General features: G+C 34.3%; 22 protein-coding genes. All 22 read left to right on the top strand.

The window, feature by feature from the left end:
- Positions 1-137 precede the first annotated feature (137 nt).
- Complete coding sequence (locus BLQ19_RS17120; RefSeq protein ID WP_074539161.1) at positions 138-1,784, top strand: M1 family metallopeptidase; 1,647 nt, start codon at positions 138-140, stop codon at positions 1,782-1,784.
- A gap of 62 nt (positions 1,785-1,846) precedes the next feature.
- Positions 1,847-2,767: a hypothetical protein gene (locus BLQ19_RS17115; RefSeq protein WP_074539160.1), complete on the top strand. Its 921-nt coding sequence runs from the start codon at positions 1,847-1,849 to the stop codon at positions 2,765-2,767.
- Positions 2,768-2,942: 175 nt separating this feature from the next.
- Positions 2,943-3,608 (top strand): hypothetical protein, encoded by a 666-nt coding sequence (locus BLQ19_RS17110; protein WP_074539159.1) that lies wholly within the window; start codon positions 2,943-2,945, stop codon positions 3,606-3,608.
- Positions 3,609-3,789: 181 nt separating this feature from the next.
- On the top strand, positions 3,790-4,593 hold the full coding sequence (locus BLQ19_RS17105; RefSeq protein WP_029448398.1) for a BatD family protein: 804 nt from the start codon (positions 3,790-3,792) through the stop codon (positions 4,591-4,593).
- 95 nt (positions 4,594-4,688) lie between these two features.
- Complete coding sequence (locus BLQ19_RS17100; protein WP_074539158.1) at positions 4,689-5,159, top strand: hypothetical protein; 471 nt, start codon at positions 4,689-4,691, stop codon at positions 5,157-5,159.
- A 39-nt stretch (positions 5,160-5,198) separates the two neighbouring features.
- On the top strand, positions 5,199-6,278 hold the full coding sequence (locus BLQ19_RS17095) for a hypothetical protein (protein ID WP_074539157.1): 1,080 nt from the start codon (positions 5,199-5,201) through the stop codon (positions 6,276-6,278).
- 77 nt (positions 6,279-6,355) lie between these two features.
- Positions 6,356-6,847, top strand: a complete 492-nt coding sequence (locus tag BLQ19_RS17090; RefSeq protein ID WP_074539156.1) for a nuclear transport factor 2 family protein — start codon at positions 6,356-6,358, stop codon at positions 6,845-6,847.
- Between the two features lie 383 nt (positions 6,848-7,230).
- Positions 7,231-7,458, top strand: coding sequence for a hypothetical protein (locus BLQ19_RS17085; protein WP_139150278.1), 228 nt, complete (start codon positions 7,231-7,233; stop codon positions 7,456-7,458).
- 59 nt (positions 7,459-7,517) lie between these two features.
- Positions 7,518-8,189 carry a hypothetical protein gene (locus BLQ19_RS17080; protein WP_074539154.1) on the top strand — a complete coding sequence of 224 codons (672 nt, stop codon included), beginning with the start codon at positions 7,518-7,520 and terminating at the stop codon, positions 8,187-8,189.
- Positions 8,190-8,228: 39 nt separating this feature from the next.
- Entirely contained in the window at positions 8,229-8,594 is a 366-nt protein-coding gene (locus BLQ19_RS21080) for a hypothetical protein (RefSeq protein ID WP_139150277.1), read from the top strand.
- Positions 8,595-8,648: 54 nt separating this feature from the next.
- Positions 8,649-9,704, top strand: a complete 1,056-nt coding sequence (locus BLQ19_RS17075) for a helix-turn-helix transcriptional regulator (RefSeq protein WP_074539153.1) — start codon at positions 8,649-8,651, stop codon at positions 9,702-9,704.
- Positions 9,658-9,789 carry a helix-turn-helix domain-containing protein gene (locus BLQ19_RS21825; RefSeq protein ID WP_175444447.1) on the top strand — a complete coding sequence of 44 codons (132 nt, stop codon included), beginning with the start codon at positions 9,658-9,660 and terminating at the stop codon, positions 9,787-9,789. The genes BLQ19_RS17075 and BLQ19_RS21825 overlap by 47 nt, the downstream gene beginning before the upstream one ends.
- An 82-nt stretch (positions 9,790-9,871) precedes the next feature.
- On the top strand, positions 9,872-10,648 hold the full coding sequence (locus tag BLQ19_RS17065; protein ID WP_074539152.1) for a hypothetical protein: 777 nt from the start codon (positions 9,872-9,874) through the stop codon (positions 10,646-10,648).
- Position 10,649: 1 nt separating this feature from the next.
- Positions 10,650-11,684: a S41 family peptidase gene (locus tag BLQ19_RS17060; RefSeq protein WP_074539151.1), complete on the top strand. Its 1,035-nt coding sequence runs from the start codon at positions 10,650-10,652 to the stop codon at positions 11,682-11,684.
- A 172-nt stretch (positions 11,685-11,856) separates the two neighbouring features.
- Positions 11,857-12,873, top strand: coding sequence for an LLM class flavin-dependent oxidoreductase (locus tag BLQ19_RS17055; protein WP_074539150.1), 1,017 nt, complete (start codon positions 11,857-11,859; stop codon positions 12,871-12,873).
- Positions 12,874-13,222: 349 nt separating this feature from the next.
- Complete coding sequence (locus tag BLQ19_RS17050) at positions 13,223-13,804, top strand: suppressor of fused domain protein (RefSeq protein ID WP_074539149.1); 582 nt, start codon at positions 13,223-13,225, stop codon at positions 13,802-13,804.
- A 35-nt stretch (positions 13,805-13,839) separates the two neighbouring features.
- Positions 13,840-14,427 carry a hypothetical protein gene (locus BLQ19_RS17045; RefSeq protein WP_074539148.1) on the top strand — a complete coding sequence of 196 codons (588 nt, stop codon included), beginning with the start codon at positions 13,840-13,842 and terminating at the stop codon, positions 14,425-14,427.
- 124 nt (positions 14,428-14,551) lie between these two features.
- On the top strand, positions 14,552-15,694 hold the full coding sequence (locus BLQ19_RS17040; RefSeq protein WP_074539147.1) for an outer membrane protein assembly factor BamB family protein: 1,143 nt from the start codon (positions 14,552-14,554) through the stop codon (positions 15,692-15,694).
- Positions 15,695-15,826: 132 nt separating this feature from the next.
- The gene (locus BLQ19_RS17035) at positions 15,827-16,090 is read left to right on the top strand and encodes a hypothetical protein (protein WP_074539146.1); all 264 of its coding nucleotides are present in this window, start codon (positions 15,827-15,829) and stop codon (positions 16,088-16,090) included.
- Positions 16,087-16,410, top strand: coding sequence for a hypothetical protein (locus tag BLQ19_RS21865; RefSeq protein ID WP_074539145.1), 324 nt, complete (start codon positions 16,087-16,089; stop codon positions 16,408-16,410). The genes BLQ19_RS17035 and BLQ19_RS21865 overlap by 4 nt, the downstream gene beginning before the upstream one ends.
- Before the next feature lie 159 nt (positions 16,411-16,569).
- Positions 16,570-17,244: an SIMPL domain-containing protein gene (locus tag BLQ19_RS17025; RefSeq protein WP_074539144.1), complete on the top strand. Its 675-nt coding sequence runs from the start codon at positions 16,570-16,572 to the stop codon at positions 17,242-17,244.
- Between the two features lie 253 nt (positions 17,245-17,497).
- Positions 17,498-17,893, top strand: a 396-nt coding sequence (locus BLQ19_RS17020) for a hypothetical protein (RefSeq protein ID WP_139150276.1), incomplete at its 3' end; no start/stop codon positions are given.

Raw genomic sequence — 17,893 nt, 5'->3', positions numbered from 1 at the left:
TTTGAGTGAATGGTAAAGATACTTATTCGGCAATTAACTTCTAAATATTCTGATCGAACTTCATTCTTGTAGGGCAAAGCCGACAAATTTTAAAAATTAGTTTAACTTTAGCCGCATAATTATAGCACGGTAGCCGCATGAAACATTTTTTAGCCCTATTTTTTTTCCTTTTTATTTGTATTTCTAGCCATAGCCAAGGCTTATTACAAGCCAAAGATTATTTTTCCGAGCAAGATACCTTGAGAGGGAGCATCACCCCGGAACGCGCCTGGTGGGATTTAAATTTCTACGATTTGAAGATTTCAGTGCAACCAGATGAAAAATTTATTTCAGGCAGTAATACTATTGCCTATACTGTTTTAACTCCTCAACAAATCTTACAAATAGATTTACAACCCCCATTGCAAATAGAAAAAGTTACTCAAGATGGAGAAGAATTAGACGTAAGATCAAACATAAACGCGCATTTCATCACCCTAAAAAAAGAACAAAAAAAAGGCGCTAAAAATAAGATTACCGTGTTCTATTCAGGAACCCCTAGAGCCGCTAAAAATGCACCTTGGGATGGCGGTTTTTCTTGGAAAAAAGATAGTAATGGAAAAAATTTTGTAGCTACTTCTTGCCAAGGTTTAGGCGCAAGCGTTTGGTGGCCTAATAAAGACCATATGTATGATGAAGTAGACAGCATGGCCATTAGTGTTACCGTACCTAAGGGTTTAATGGATGTTTCTAACGGGCGACTAAAAGCGGTCATCGAAAATGAAACAACTACCACTTATGAATGGGAAGTGCTAAACCCTATCAATAATTACGGAGTAAATGTAAATGTGGGCGACTATGTGCATTTTGGAGAACAATACCAAGGGGAAAAGGGTGTTTTGGATATGGATTATTATGTTTTGAAAGATAATTTAGAGAAAGCTAAAGCGCATTTCAAAGATGCACCAAAAATGATGAAAGCTTTTGAACATTGGTTTGGACCGTACCCGTTCTACGAAGATAGTTTTAAACTTGTAGAAGTGCCGTATTTAGGAATGGAACACCAGAGTTCTGTTACCTATGGCAACCAATACAACAAAGGATATTTAGGCCGTGATCTTTCTGGGTCTGGTTGGGGATTAAAGTTTGACTATATCATTATCCACGAAGCCGGTCATGAATGGTTCGCCAATAATATTACGTACAAGGATATTGCAGATATGTGGATCCATGAAAGCTTTACCACCTACTCCGAAAACTTATTTGTGGATTACTACTATGGCAAAGAGGCAGCACAAGATTATGTTATTGGCACTCGAAAACTAATCCAGAATGATCGGCCTATTATTGGTGCTTATCATGTAAATAATGAAGGAAGTAGTGATATGTACTTTAAAGGCGCCAATGTGCTACACACCTTACGACATGTACTCAACGATGATGAAAAATGGAGAAGTATTTTAAGAGGTCTAAATAAAGAATTCTACCATGCAACGGTAACCACCGCTCAAATAGAAAGTTACATCTCTAAAGCCGCCAAAATAGATTTGAGTGCCTTTTTTGAGCAATACTTAAGAACTATAGAAGTGCCTGTATTGGAATACCATTATGATGGTAAAAAGTTAAAGTATAGATATACACATATTGTAGCTGGTTTTGCCATACCAGTAAGCGTTTCTACTGCAGGAAAAGAACTTTGGATTACTCCTACTGCCGAATGGAAAACTAGCAAATTAAAAGGAGATACTTCTAGCTTTAAAATTAACCGCAATTTTTATATCAACCATAAAGCAGTAGTTCAATAAATGGTTTGCTTTTTATCAGAACTACGCTATCAAACTAATTCTTTACTTATTTAAACCAAACAATGAAACACTATTCTTTAATTTTTACCGCTCTTTTTCTTCTAATTTCATGTAACAAGGTTAATCTTTCAGAGGAGGTTTTACAAACCATTGGGGCCGCAGAAGGAGAAATAGAAGTCGCCACAGAACCAAAAGAGGCAGGATCAATAAAATTAGTTGAAATAACCTCCAATATAAATTCATCAACAGCAAATAACTCTTTTGATTTTACTGATGAAAATAATTTATTCCTCCACAATAGCAACGCGGAATTATCATCTTGGAATATAACAGCTGCCAATTCTTTGCAGATCGATATCACCCCTGATGAAAAAAAAATTACAAAATTAAAATTTACCAGTACTGAAAAAGAGACCCAAGCTAAAAATATAACGGAGACCGTTGTTGAATATGATGGCAGTACTATTCATCATATAGCATCTACCTATGAAGGAGAAGTGTATCAAAAGTATGATTTAGTGTATACCGACCAAACCATACTTTTCAAAGATGTACTTGGAACACGGGATAGAACTATCGTTGTGAACAGTGACGGTACTATTTCAAAATTTTCCCAGGAAGGCATTTCTATACAATTTGAGTATGTTAATGAAAACCTCACAAAAAAAATTCTGAATGATACTTCCATTTTTGAGTATGCTTATGACGATAAACGCAATCCTCTAAAAACTTTAGAATCATTAAATTTAGCTACGATTTTAAACTATTTAAATGTTATTGGAGGATGGGAATTTTTAATTACAGATGAGCATAATCTCTGGAAGAACACAAATAACCTTACCAAGTTTACTGTCGAAAATTATACCCTTGGTGATTTAGAAGATCAAACTTTTTCTTATGAATATGATGCGGAAAACTTTCCCATTCAAAAAATGAATACCGCTAATTCTATCCTTACGAAATATAGCTATAGTCTAGACTAGCTTTATTGCGAACTTAGGAATGGTTATCGCGGCTTTATGAGCGACTCTGATTGAGTGTATACTAATTTATTAAAATCTAGTTATAGTAGTAATTTCTTTCTTCATAACCACTAAAATTTCTTCGGAATAAAGCGGATATGATCTTATGCCTCATTAAACGGATAAAAAATATCACATGAAAAAAATTCTAGGAATTGCCCTCTTGTATGCTTTAGGAATGTATAATGTTCATGCACAACCTACCAATACCGCTAATTTTGTTCCTGAAAGCTATGTGTTATCGGAGACGTATTATGGTGACGTAAATAAAGACGGAGAAGAAGATTGTATTCTTATCATTAAAGGAACGGATGAAAAAAATGTAGTCATCAATAGATTTGATCAAGAAGTAGACCGTAATAGAAGAGGAATAATTGTACTCCTTAAAAATAACGGCAGTTATGAAGTAGCAGATAAAAACTATGATTGCTTTTATTCTGAAAATGAAGATGGTGGAGTTTATTACGCCCCAGAGCTTTGGATCGAAGTAGAAAGATCTAATCTTATAATCCATTTTGCGCATGGTAGATACGGCTATTGGAGGTACATTTTTAGATTTCAAGAGTCGGAATTTAAACTTATTGGGTATGATGCTAGCAGTAATCATGGCCCGATTATAGATCGAGAAACTAGTATTAATTTTTTGACCAAGAAGAAACTAACAAGAGTAAATACCAATCAAGATTCTGAAGGGGGTGATGAAATTTTTGACGAGACTGGGGTGAAATTTGAACAAGATCGGTTATTTAAGCTCTCTGAAATTGAACACTTTGAAGACTTTGATATGGGTTTGGAATACTAAAAGCATTTATATAGAGTTTAATTCTTAGTACTATTTTTTTCTATAGACAAATACTTAAACCTAATTTCTATAATATCCTTTCTTAATTCAGTTTTCTTATCCTAATTGTATACTTCTAATACATAACACATAATGGATTACAGAACCGCTTAATTCAGAAAAAAAAATTTAAAGAATATAAATGAAATTCCTCAATTTTATACTGCTACTAGCTATACTCTGTTCTACAACCATAGGCGCACAAGTAAAATTTACAGCTAAAGTAGCTAAAAAAATTATAGGTCTAGATCAACATTTACGGGTTGATTTTTCTATGGATCAAGAGAAGAATATCAGTTCATTTACACCTCCTGAATTTGAAAATTTTAAAGTAGTTGGAGGCCCCATACGGGCTATGAATACGACAATTGTAAATGGAGTGGAGACTTTAGAAACGGTCTATAGTTATATTATTACTCCGAAAGCTTTAGGTACTTTTTCCATTGGGGCTGCCCAAATTACCATTAAGGAAAAAACGTATCAGACAGTGCCCATTACAATAACAGTTAGTAAAGCGGTTAATAGTACGAGTATACCTACTGCCCCACATGAAAATATTTATATGTTGGCTACGGTATCAGAAGAAAGAATTGGAGTGCAAGATTCTCTTATCGTCTCCCATAAAGTGTATGTTTCACCCGATGTTGGAATTATAGATTGGAAATTAGCCACCAAACCTTCATATACCAATTGTACTTCGGATCGTATTGAAATTGAAAAGTTAGCGGTTAAAAATATCACCTATAAAAATAGAGAATTCAGGGCCACCACCTGGCAACAAGACGTATTAAAGCCAAAAAAGAAAGGGTTTATACATATTGCACCCGTTCAAATGGAAATTGAGTTCAAATATCTTAGCGGGACCTATGATATTTTTGGAAAACCTATTTATGACACGAAGACCATACAAGTAACATCAAAAGAAGTACGTGTCCCTGTATTATGATTACCTAAAGATACTTACCATTTATCGAAAATTTACCCTATATTCATTCTGTAAGAAAAACCTTAATTTTTTCTTATGTATCTAATCTACTAAACATGACCAAAAAAAACACTTTCAAGAATTATATTCTTTTTACTTTCGCAGGAACATTTTTACTATGTACTTCCTGTAATACCCCTATTAAAGACAAAGAAATAGCACCACCTGTAGATGTAGATCCTATTGAAGGAGTTTGGGAATTGAGTCATTTCTATCATCTTGCCAATGGGGATACACTTATTACAGACACCTCAAAAGTACAGCACAAAATTTATCTTGATGGCTATGTTATTTGGAATACGAGCCCAGCTGAAGATGCCTCTGAATGGCATGGGTATGGAACTTACACGTTTAAAAATGACACCATCACAGAAGTATTGACCTCTATGTCGTATTCTATGAAAAGTGATATTAACACCTATATCATCCCTATAGAACGTACTAAAAACTCATACAAACAAGTAAATACCTATAGTCATAACGATACCGTTTTTCATAATATTGAAATCTATAAGCGAATAAATTAAGAACGGACTCTTAGCTTCTAACCAAAGTAATCTATCACCATGAAAAACTTTTACCTCTTACTGGTATTGTGTTTGCTATCATCCAGTATTTATTCTCAGCATTTAGGCACCGTAGAATTTACTAGAATTTCAGAACAACTGGTTCAACAGTACCTTGAAAGTAATTATTTAGATGATGAAAGTTTGGTGCAAAAAGGTAATTGCGTCTATGATAATACCAACAGTTATGCATTATCCTGTATTTCTAGTTCTTGGGACCTTGAATGGATCTCTGATTTTAATGGAGATGGAATTAACGACCTCATCATCCAGATTACCGATGAAGGTTTAGGTGGTGGCGGTAATGCCTTTGGATATAGCTTTGAAATAGTAACTCTTGATAACGAGAAAAACATAATAGAAAGCTATTCCCTCTTCGGGGGTGGTAAAATGTCTTATGCTCTTTTAAGCATAGACCGTGTTACCAATGGAAGAATCTATGCTACCTATGAGCAGAACCCTCATGGTTATGGTTTTCAAAAGGTAACTTATGACAACCAAAAACAGCTACCACTAGAATTCTACTTAGAAGGCCAAAATATATTAGAAAAAAACTATACAAAATGTCCTATAGCAGAAATGAACAAGGATGTTTTCAAAAATGATTTAGATCTGGAGGTAAAAAGAAGAAGTTCCATGGACGATTTTTTTAATACAGAGCAAACAGAACAACTGTATTTGAAAGACAATACACACTATAATGCAAGTATAATGGGCTGTGAAGACATCAATCTCTATTTTTCTCATACCATTCCTTTTCAAAGTGCTCTTGAGAGCAATACCTCAGCCATTAAAAATGAATGGTTAGAACATATTAGCTTTTTAAAAGAACACACGCGGTACAAATCGGTCTTTACCGAATTACTCACCGAAGTTATTCTACTAAGCCCCGAGAATATAATTATTGAGGAATACGGCGGAGCAGACCATCAATTTGAGCTTTCTAATGATTGGAAATGCTTTTTATTTGTTTCGGGTAATGATGAACAAGGTAGTTTTATTACCGTAAGATTAGTCAAATCGGCCAACCCAGAACCCTTAGGGTTTTGGGAAGCCCTAGAAAAAAAGAGTGCACTATAATCCTATGAACAGCATATAATTAAGGACTACTGTAACAACTATACTTTTAATTCGTCTTTAAAAAAATAAGACCAATTATGAGCACATCCAAATTTTTCTTGAGTATGGCACTACCCCTACTCATACTTTTGTCTTGCAAAGCCACCAAAATAGAAGGCAACTCCGATACTATTCCTAAATATTCTCCCGTAGACGCCGCATTGCATAAAACTATTGCAGCATTAGATGCTAACTTTTTTGATGCCTATAACCACTGTGATTTAGAAAAACAAGCTTCTATATATTCGGACAATATTGAATTTTATCATGACAAAGGAGGTTTGATGACCTCCAAGGAGGAAATTATTGATGGTACGGAAAAGAATATTTGCGATAAGGTCACCAGAACGCTAGTAAAAGGCAGTATAGAAGTATATCCAATAAAAGATTATGGTGCTGTTGAAATAGGATACCATACCTTTTTTAATAAGCAGGAGCCCAATGCGGTTGCTGTATCCAGTAAATTTATAATCATGTGGCAGCACACCAACAATGTATGGAAAATAACTAAAGTCATTAGCTTACATTAATTCATCAATACAAAATTAAAAGGGCATGGACACTTTACTTTCGGGTTACTCTAACACCCCATTGGAAACGTAATTGTTTTTTTAGCGCTATCTTTAATAGTACATTCGTTCCGGGTATGAGAGGCTAGGAATCCAAACATAAGTATGAAAAATAGATGGATAAGTTGGTTGCTATTCACATTAGCCATCACTTGTATTATTTTTTCAAGCACACTACTTCTAAAGGGGAACAGAGCTTGTTCTGGAGACGGCTATCTTATTAAATTGCTACTCCTTCCCGGAGTTTTTGTATTGATCCCTTCGGTGTTAATCGCGCTGTATATATTAGTACAATCTTTTCGAAAAAAATAATAATTTATAAACGAATCACTAAAATGAGCAGATTGAAAAATATAGTATTCGGACTTCTTATCCTATCCTTTTTTGGTTGTAAAAATCAAGATAACAGATTAAAAGACGGACCTAGAAGTCCTGGGCCCCATGGTCCTTTAAGTGCTTCAGATTTTAATAGAGATGGTACGGTTACTAAAACTGAAATGGAGGAATTTATTACCATGGGTCCGGAGCGAAAGTTTGGATTGATTGCTTATTTTAAACTGTATGATGCTTAATATACTTACTTTTATACGTTAGCGTTCAAATCATAGCATCTAGCTCTTAAAAACAACTCATGAAAAAATATACGGTCCATTTATTAATTCCACTCCTTGTATTTTTTTCCTATTGCAATGCCCAATCCCCTAAAAAAGAAAAAGCAAAAATGAATAAAGAGGTGAGAAAACTGGTGAATTTAGGGAAAGATGCTATCATCCAACAGGCATTAACAGCTTTAGATAAAAAAGCTAGTTTAACTAATTTTTCTTCAACTAGCGTACAAACCAATGGTAGAGAAGTGTATGTAGTTTTTTCAAACCCCGTGCTCTACTTGCCACAAAATTCAATCTTTAAATATACAATGGGTATTCATCTTATGACGGGCGCGCAATTTTCTAATACCATTGCAAATCCTGAAGATTTTAGACCTACCACCGCTATTCCTATATACCAAGAAACAGCAACGGCTACGGAACATATCGCTTTTGTTGTGGAAGCCATCCCTAATTTAAATGCGTCTGACCTTACGAATTTTGAAGGTTCCCTCATTATCCGTGAGAAAGAAGATCATTATGCTGTTCGTGTGGTTTCTGAAATACAAGAGTCTTGGTACAAGATAAAAAAAGACACGGGAACTATGTATGACGAAGGGCATGCGCATCTTGCGCCTCAACCTTTTGCAGAAAGGGATCCTGAAGCTTTTAGAGAAATAAAATTTGATAACCAAGCAAATAGCAATACCTTTTAGAGATTCGTTAAATTATATAATAAAGACAATACCTCAAAAATGGAAATAGCGCATTATATTGGTTTTACTTGTATCTTGTTAGGAATTACAATAGTTGTTGTAACCACCTATTATTCTCATCCGAGAATAAGAAATTCTATTTTCAAAGCCAGTCTTTATATATCCCTACCTGTAATTGTACTTGCGCTTCTCTTTTATTTCGGGTTTAACTTTGCTGAAGCTGTTCTTTTTGATTTACCCTGTCAAATAGTTGCACTCATTGTCATAAGTATTTATAGCTATTATTATAGTGGTTTTAAAAGAATAGATATCCCCTCATTTATTGCCCTTTTCTTGGGTTTGTTACTTTTCTTTTTTGGACTTTTCTTTGTGATAGTCATCGCAACCATGCACTTAGGGTTTTAATTTTTATTACAGAAGTAAACACTAAAAGAAGTATAAAAAATTTACCACCTCGGAATGAATTTAAATGCACTAGAAATTCTAGTTTTTGTAAGCTTAACTCAAGGTCTGCTTTTCGCCGTAGTTCTTTTAACTCAGAAAACCTTCCGCGTTAAAGCAAATAAATATCTAGCGTACAGTACTTTTTTGTTATCCTATATTGGCGTGGTAGAACTTTTGGTCGCTAAAGATTTTGATGACAAATACTATTTCATTGATTATTTTGGAGATGATATCCCATGGCTTTTTCTCTTTTATATTCCCATGCTGATTTACTTTTTAAAATCTACAAAAAACAGCTATGCGAAGAGCGAAAAAATATGGATACTTACCGTACCGTTTTTCTTCTTCTGGCTCTTATATACTATTATTGATGTTCAATTAGATTTTCAGCTTCTAGAATGGGACTTGATTACCAACTATTACCGACTGGTATATGAAACCAAATTTTATACGTCTATTCTATTCAATACAACATTAATCACTATTTCCTTTTTTATTATTAAGAGAAGTGCCATTAGTCCTGATAAAAAAAAATGGCTGAAAAATATATGGGCATTTAATGCTGGCCTATTGTTCATTTGGGTGATTAATACTTTTATTCCCGATGATCTATACCCTATTGCACATAGTGACATTACCTACCCTGTGTGGTTGGGAGTTTCCTTCTATGTGTATTGGCTCATATTCAGGGGACTACTACAATTAAAACTCTCTCAAGATAAATCAGAAATACATGAATTACGCAAACCTCCAGAACTAGTACCTAAGGACGTTAGCGCTACTAAGAATTCCAAACCTTATTTTGAACCTCAAAACAACTATTTTCAGGAATTTACGGCACTAATGACGGTTGAGAAATTATATAGAAATCCGGAATTAAGTAGGGACCTGATTGCCAAAAAATTAAACGTAAGTCCTGGCTATCTTTCGCAATTAATTAGTGCTTCTGTTCATTCCAATTTCAGTTCTTTAATTAACGATTATCGCATTAGCGATGCCAAACAAATGCTACTAGATTCAGACTTTGATAAGTATAGCATTGTTGCCCATTGGTTTAGAGGCTGGCTTTAAATCTAAATCTACCTTTTATACTGCCTTTAAAAAGCATACAGGATATACTCCCAATCAGTTTAAAGCGCTAAAGAATGAGTCCTAATTAATCATAATCTAACTTTTTGGGACTCGTAATGTCTTGGTTGATTGTACTATTGAGCTATCAATCAAAATCTTAAGAACTCATGAAGACAGCGCTTACCTTATTCTTTTTACTCTTCTGTAGACACCCTAGTGTGTTAGCACAAGCCCAAGAATCTTTTCCTACCCATTATATTGGCATAGGTTTAGGCTATAGTTTTGACCATATCAGCGATCAGAATTTTTCGCCTTTACACCAGAAAGGTCAAGGGCTATTTTATACTTTATTTTATGAACAAAGAAAGGAAAACATTTTAAAAATAGCCCTTACATACGGAAATAATTCTTTAAAATCTGGCGCTAATGATGACTTCACTAGCGATCACTATTTTGTCGATGTAGGAATCTCCTACTTAAAAAATTTAGCCGCTTCAGATGCTGTAACAAAATTTTACTTAGGTGGTGCCTATGGTTTAAAGATTACCTATTTAGATTGGAAAGACCAAGATGCTTTTAGCTATATCGCCACTAATGGATTATCGCTTTCTGGAGCAGTAAAAACCAAAATAAACGACAAGCAGCGAATAGGAACTACGGTAGGTATTCCTGTAGTACAATTTTTGAGTAGACCGCCGTACAATGGCATCGACGAGTTTATCATAGCACACCAAGACAATCCTGCTGCTATTATTTTTAATGGAAAATTAGCTTCATTTGAAAGCTACAAAGCCATTACCTGGAACATCAATTATAGTCGGGAAATTTTAGCACATTTTAATTGGAATGTAAACTATGACTTCAGTCTTCAAAAGGTAGACCAAGAACAAGAATACAAAAGCATTTCTAACCGCATTTCTACAAGTGTACTTTATAAATTTTAATATGAAAAAGATCATTCTAATAGGTACTCTAGTACTACTCGTTTCTTGTGCCAAAACTTTTATATCCAAGGAAGAACCACTGACCAATAGCGCGACTTTTGAACTTTTTTGGACCGATTTTGACCAACATTATAGCTTATTTGATGTCCGAAGTATAGATTGGGATGCCCTCTACAGCAGCTACCAACCCAAGGTACATGAAGGACTCTCGGAAGCCGACTTATGGAACCTTCTCGCTAGCCTCATTGAAAATTTAGACGATAGCCATACCGTTTTGTATGATGGTAATGGGTACAGCTACCGTTCTGGCTATGCTTTAAACGAGCAATCTATAGCTGAAATTAGTGAAGAATTGATACGCACTTCCTATGTAGAAGGGCTAAAAGAAGTTAGCTCTGAAGATCAGTTAGCGTATGGAAAGATAAAAGGCAAAAACATAGGGTATATTTATTTAGGCTCCATGGATGGACAAAACCCCGCTAGTATCCATACTATTATAGAGGAGTTTTCAAATGTGGAGGCTATTCTACTAGATGTACGGCAAAATACAGGAGGAGATGATCGCTATGCCGCAGCAATGGCAAAAGCTTTTTCAGATGGGAAACATCTAATTTATACGGTAGCTACCCGTGATGGCCCTAACCATGATGATTTTGATGCAAAAAAGAACTATTACACTGCGTATGATCCGAGCCAAACATTTTCTAAACCGGTTGTCATACTTACGGATAGGAAAACTATTAGTGCCGGAGAAATATTTTTGCTGCATATGAAATCTTTTGAGCATGTAACTCAAATTGGTGATACCACCGCGGGCGATTTTTCTACCATAAGCAATATGCGCTTTTTACCCAACGGGTGGCATTATAGGTATTCTATACAGAAAGTTTTACTCCCTAATGGCGAAAGCTTAGACGGTATTGGACATATCCCAGACATGTACGTAAAAAACACAGTAGAAAATATTGCAGCTAAAGAAGATAAGGTATTAGATACCGCTCTTAAATACTTGTTAGACACCTACGGTATAGATTAATTTTTTAAACAAAAAACGATGGTTCTAGACAAGCTATGCAGCTAAGGTTATATTTAGGTACGCAGGTGTAATTTCTGGTGTTTTGTTACGACTAATTTTTATGAAATTATAAGTAGATTCCAATGTAAAGAATCTATTACTTTGTAACATTTTTTCAAAAAAATTTAAGCATATGTCAACAAAAAATATAGCCTATTCTGTTTTAGATCTAGCCATAGTATCTAAGGGCAACACATTAAACGAAACTTTTAAAAACACATTAACCTTAGCCCAAAAAGCGGAAGAAGTGGGCTACACTCGCTTCTGGCTCGCAGAGCATCATAATTCTGATCATATTGGGAGTGCAGCTACCGCTGTGCTTATTGGTTATGTAGCAGAAGGCACTAAAACAATTAAAGTTGGTTCCGGGGGTATTATGCTCCCTAACCATTCTCCGCTTATTATTGCAGAGCAGTTTGGCACCTTGGGTACCTTGTACCCTAATCGGATCGATTTAGGTTTAGGAAGAGCACCAGGAACAGATCAAGAAACGGCACAAGCCATACGTTCAGACCATCGCCAAGCAGCATTTACATTTCCAGAAGAGGTAGGCGAAATTCAAAAGTATTTTGCGGAAGAAAATAGAAATGCCCGCGTACGTGCCACCGTTGCAGAAGGGGTTCCTGTGCCATTGTACATTTTGGGCTCTAGTACAGACAGCGCACATTTGTCTGCTAAAAAAGGATTACCCTATGCCTTTGCAAGCCATTTTGCTACCGCTAAGTTATTTGATGCCTTAAAAATTTATCACGAAGAATTTACCCCTTCGCCTTATTTAGCAAAACCCTACACCATGGCAGGAGTTAATGTTATTGTAGCAGATACGGATGAGGAAGCGGAAACCATAGCCACATCCTTATACAAAATTATTATTGGGCTTCTGACAGGGAAGAGAGATTTTATGCAACCCCCTACTCCTATGACGCCAGAATTAAGAGAAATGGCAAAACACCCTGCAGTAGACCAGATGCTTAAATATTCTTTTATAGGAAGCAAAGCGAAAGTAAAAAAACAAGTGGCACAATTTATATCGGCGACTAAAGTTGATGAGCTTATAGCGGTGACTAATATTTACAGTGCAGAAGACCGTATAAATTCATATCAATTATTTGCAGAAATCATGCAAGAGCTAAATGCGGAAAGTGCCTAAGCTCTAAAACATAGCTGTTGTAAGTCCCTCTCTAGGGTAACGTATTCTAAAGTGTTGGTTGTAGCGTTTGTAATGTCAAACGAACTACAGTCAACACTTTTTTTATGCGGCAATCATTTCAACCATGGAAATATACAATACTCTGATAATCTACAACTACGGCATATACCCATATAGCCTTCGTTCTGAATAACCCAAAATAAATTAGCTATAGAAAAAAATTCAACTTCTTCATCTAAATGCTGAATTAATAAAGAAAATAATAGTTATTTTTAGAAGCAACTATTGCTTCTCGACGTTAACTCATCTAAGGGGTACTACTTTTAAAAAAAAAATAACGCTATTAGTTATGTCACAAGAATTACCTGAGAATAAAACTCCTGTTGAAAAATTCATGGATCATCTAGACAGAATTTTTCAGGTCGAACCCGAATACTTTAGAAACGTATCTGAAATAGATGGAATTGCGGGTGTTACGAGTATAGTGTATAAAGATGTTCCTGAAAAAGGAATGATCACTGGAATAACCTATGGCCTTTCTCTCGTAGATCATCCTGCTTGGGAATTTGGAAGACCAGAATTAATTATAACGGTTGATTCTAAAGACACGACTTGGGCACAAGTGGCTGGATATTTAGCAAATAGCTTAAGAGGTAATTGTCCTTTTAGTTATAGTAATACTATCAACTTTAGAGAAAAAATATCTGAAGAATCTAATATGGATTCATTTCTTGTTTTTGCACCATCAATTTTAGATAAAAAAGACTTCACGAATATAGATGTTGGATTAGATTATAATATTACCATTGCCGGCCTTTATCCAATCTATGCTTCTGAAATAGCGTATATCAACCAAAATGGTCTTGAAAAATTTTGGAAACATCCTAATTTTGATATGTATGATGTGAATAGAAAACTAATTTCTGAATAAAAACATCAACTTAATATCTATTTTTAAACGTTAAAATGAAGATCAAATTAATAGCATCAAAAATCAAAGGCTACCTAAAAGAATTAACGATAATTACGGCTGGCGTGCTCATTGCATTACTTATTAGCAATTATAAAGAAAATAGCCAGGCAAGAACGTATTATAGGGCATCTGTAGAAACCGTTAAAAACGAAGTGCAATCTAATTTCTCAAATTTAAAAAGTATTATAGAAACACAGAACGTTTTAATAGATTCCATTAAGAAATATAGTGCTGATACAATCACGATTAGCGATCTTATTATTGAAAAAGGCGGAGGAATACAAGGGATTGCGCTGAGTAATTCTGGATTGGAATTTTACAAGAAAAATCAAATAAATGCAATTGATTTTAAAATGATGTCTAGACTCATAGAAATAGAATCTACTTCAAAACTTATAGAAACTAAAATGGACAAGCTTATGGATTATTTGTATCCAAACCTTTTTGTAGCTTCTGAAGAAAGTAAAAAACTAATTGTCTTACATCTCAAAAACTTACTAAATAGTGAACTTAAATTAGAACAGTTGTATAAGGAATTCATTACTGAATATGATCTTGAAAAAAATAGTCCAAATAATTAACCAAAGATAAACGTTGTAAACGTCCAGTATAATCATAGCAACAACTTAAAAACAACCCATGAAAAAACTAATCCTTCTCCTCTTCCTTATCACATAAACTAATTATTCTTTCGGTCAAGAGATTATGGCTGCTATCGAATCAAATGAACCCGATGAATCAAATTTTTCTAACAACACTATTTTAACCGCGGAAGACTGGTTGCATAATACTTCCCACAAAAAATTAACCTACAATACAGCAGTTAAAGAGTTGTTACTCATAAATAGGTATGATGGTACTTTGGAATGCTACAACGTAAATTTAGACAAGCAGTGGTCTTTTACGCCTGCAGATACGCTAAGGCTTAGCAACGGTGGCAATCAGTTTTTCTATAAAGATGGCGTTGTGTTTACCGCCTATATGACAGGATATATTTATGCCATAAATGCAACAGACGGTACACTATTCTGGGAAGATAAAGTAGGTATGGACCAGGAAAAATTACACTTTACCTCTCAATCCTTAACTCCGGTAAACAACAAATTGGTACTTACCTCTAGAACCAATAGTAACGTCTATGCGATAAATGCTTCTAACGGTACATTAGCATGGAACTATAGCTTAGGATCACCGCATAGCTATGAACCAAGGTTAATTGTAAATGATATAGTATCCATAAACAATGATCCGCTAATAAATACTTTTGAACTAGCTACCGGAAAAGCTTTATACCAAAAGAATTTTAGTACCAACCTTGGAAAACCAGCCACAGACGGAAATTTAATTATTGTTCCTTTTAGTCGCGGTGATAAAATAGTTGGTCTATTACCTGAAGCATTTGAGCAACAATGGGAGTTTGTATTTGATGAAGAATATTATAAAGTAGGCGATAAGATTTTTGTAGCGAACAATGCCGTTTATTTTGCTACAGAAACTAACGGGGATGAATCCGGCATATATTGTCTAAATGCAACTGACGGCAGCCTAACTTGGAAAAAAACAATTGAGGGCGATATCAAACATTTTGAAAAAATAAATGAAACCTTATATGGGTATACCAACGATAAACTGATTTTTTCTATGGCTACTGAAGATACCGTCTTGAACAAAATAAAGGTCAATCACCAGCCTACCTCGAATATTCAAATACATAATGGCTCTTTATATTTTTATGCGAAAGAAGGCCTAATTACTTATAATCTTAAAACTAAAACCGAAAAAATTGCCATTCCCTATGACGGTAAAGAAAGTTATAGTAGTGATACGCAGCTCCTATTTATTGAGTAAGTGCTAAGTGCTTTCTTTTTAGCGTAGGGTTATTTTTAGAAAACAGCTGCTGCGAAAATATATAATCTTGAAATAAATTTTTATAGCCTTTGAGTTTCACCAAATAAACAAATACTAATTTATCAAAGCTCCGTGAATAGTGATAGCAAAACACCCACGGCGCTAACTACTTGGTTAAAGCAAAAAGGACAACAAGGAGATAGCGGTTTTTTAGAAGTATCTTCTGATAAAGATAGCAACATAAATATGCGATGGCTTAATGACTCGCTCGCAGAAGTTATAATTCCGCCATATGCAGAGATCCTTAGAAAACTGATTCCGTTTATTTTTATGGAAGAACTAGTACCATCCGTTATCGCACAGAAACCAGTAGTACTAACTTATACTTTGATATGACTAAAGAATTTAAAGAGACCGTAGAAAACATGAAAAACTCTGCTGTTTATGAAAAAAAACAGTATTGGGAAGAAAGAGGATTAAACCAATCTGATGCCGAAGTAGTTCATATATTACGGACTTCAACCAATGATTTTCTTGACAAACTCAGCACAATTGTAAACGCTAACACCCCCAAAGAATCTAAGCTTACTGCTATCCGGGATATCGTTGATAAGCTCCCTTGGGACGATTTGGATACGGAAGAGAAAGAATTTTTAAGCGAGGTTATAGCTCCTGCCATTGAAGCTGCGGGTTTTGACCCTTGGAGTATTATTTAAAATTTTGCAATACAACTTTTAAAAACTAATAAATCCTCTTGATTCCTCGAAAAATATAAAAGATATATAAAACATATGTTCATTATATCTTAAATTGGCGGTATAATGAACATATGTTCATTATATAATTGTTGTACACAATATAAAAAACCATCAAAAATGAAGAAAATAATATACCTGTTTATACTTATTACCAATTTTGGATTTGGTCAAAGTGGACTTATTGAAATAAAAATTAAAGATTCTATTAGAATGAAACCAATCAATTTTGAATATAATGTTCAAATAAGTGAATCCAAATTTAATCGCTATGATGAAAATGGAGCGATTGGCAAGGATTCTGCTAAGATAAAAATGCAAGAAAAGTATAAGGAGCTTGAATTATTTCTTGAAAACAAAAATTATAAAATCCGACCTTTAAATAACTCTGAATTTCAAATTCACGATTTTGCGGGATTTTGGAAATTAGGATTTGCCGTTGAACTGAATACCTCTAAACAGTTGGAAAAACTGACGACGGAATTGAAAATGTTAGACTATATAACAGGTTCAGTAGGGGTAATTGAATACGGAGATACAGAATTGGACGAAAAAAGGTTGTTTTCAAAAATTTTAGAAAAAGCAAATAAAAAAGCACAAATGATTGCTAGTCTTACTGGACAAAAATTAGGTAAGATTATCGAAGTTAGAGAAGGAAAAGAAGTTGATAATATTAGTATCAATATCAAAGACGTTTACTTAAGTGCTCTTCAAAATAAAAATTGGGATGTTAATAAAAACATCATATTTGGACAGGAATGGAAAACAGTAGTTATTAAATTTAGTACGGAATAATACTGTGTACAACAAAACCTAAACGTAATGCGGACTTTAGGGTAAAACCGAAAGGTCTGTGTATATTTATAATGTCGCTAAATCTTTGGGATTTAGCTTTAGACAAAAAAATAAATCAAAACCAAAAGCTTTAGCTTCGTGCGCAGACGGAAACGAAAAGTTTCCTTACTACCGCACTACGCTTAGCCCAACCGTTGGCAATAATGCTAAACCAAGACCCAATAAAGAAATATAATTCAAACATTGACTAAAAATGAAAACAAAAATTTTACTCTTATTAATTGCTTCTTTGATGTTTTCTTACAAAACTAGTTATGGACAAACTAATGAAAATAACACTGAAATACATACGGCTGACAAAATTAATGCAAGGCTAATTATTTGTTCTGGATTATCTGAAAAGAATGTTCCTTTAGATGACTTGAAAGAAATTAATATAAAAGAAGATGGAAAAGTTATTCTTTATGTTAAATGGTTTAATCTAAAGAATAAAAGTTATGTAACATCTATGGACTTTCTTGACGTTAATGGCAATTACCTAGCTCAATCAAGTGAATATAAATTTAAAAATAAAAAGAAAACTCATAATACATGGAATTCTAGAAAGTTCAATAAAATTATTGTACCCGAAGGTATTGTGAAAATCAGA

This window comes from Cellulophaga baltica, from assembly GCF_900102165.1.
GTDB classification, from domain to species: Bacteria; Bacteroidota; Bacteroidia; order Flavobacteriales; family Flavobacteriaceae; genus Cellulophaga; species Cellulophaga baltica.
This window is presented reverse-complemented; position numbering and strand designations above follow the sequence as displayed.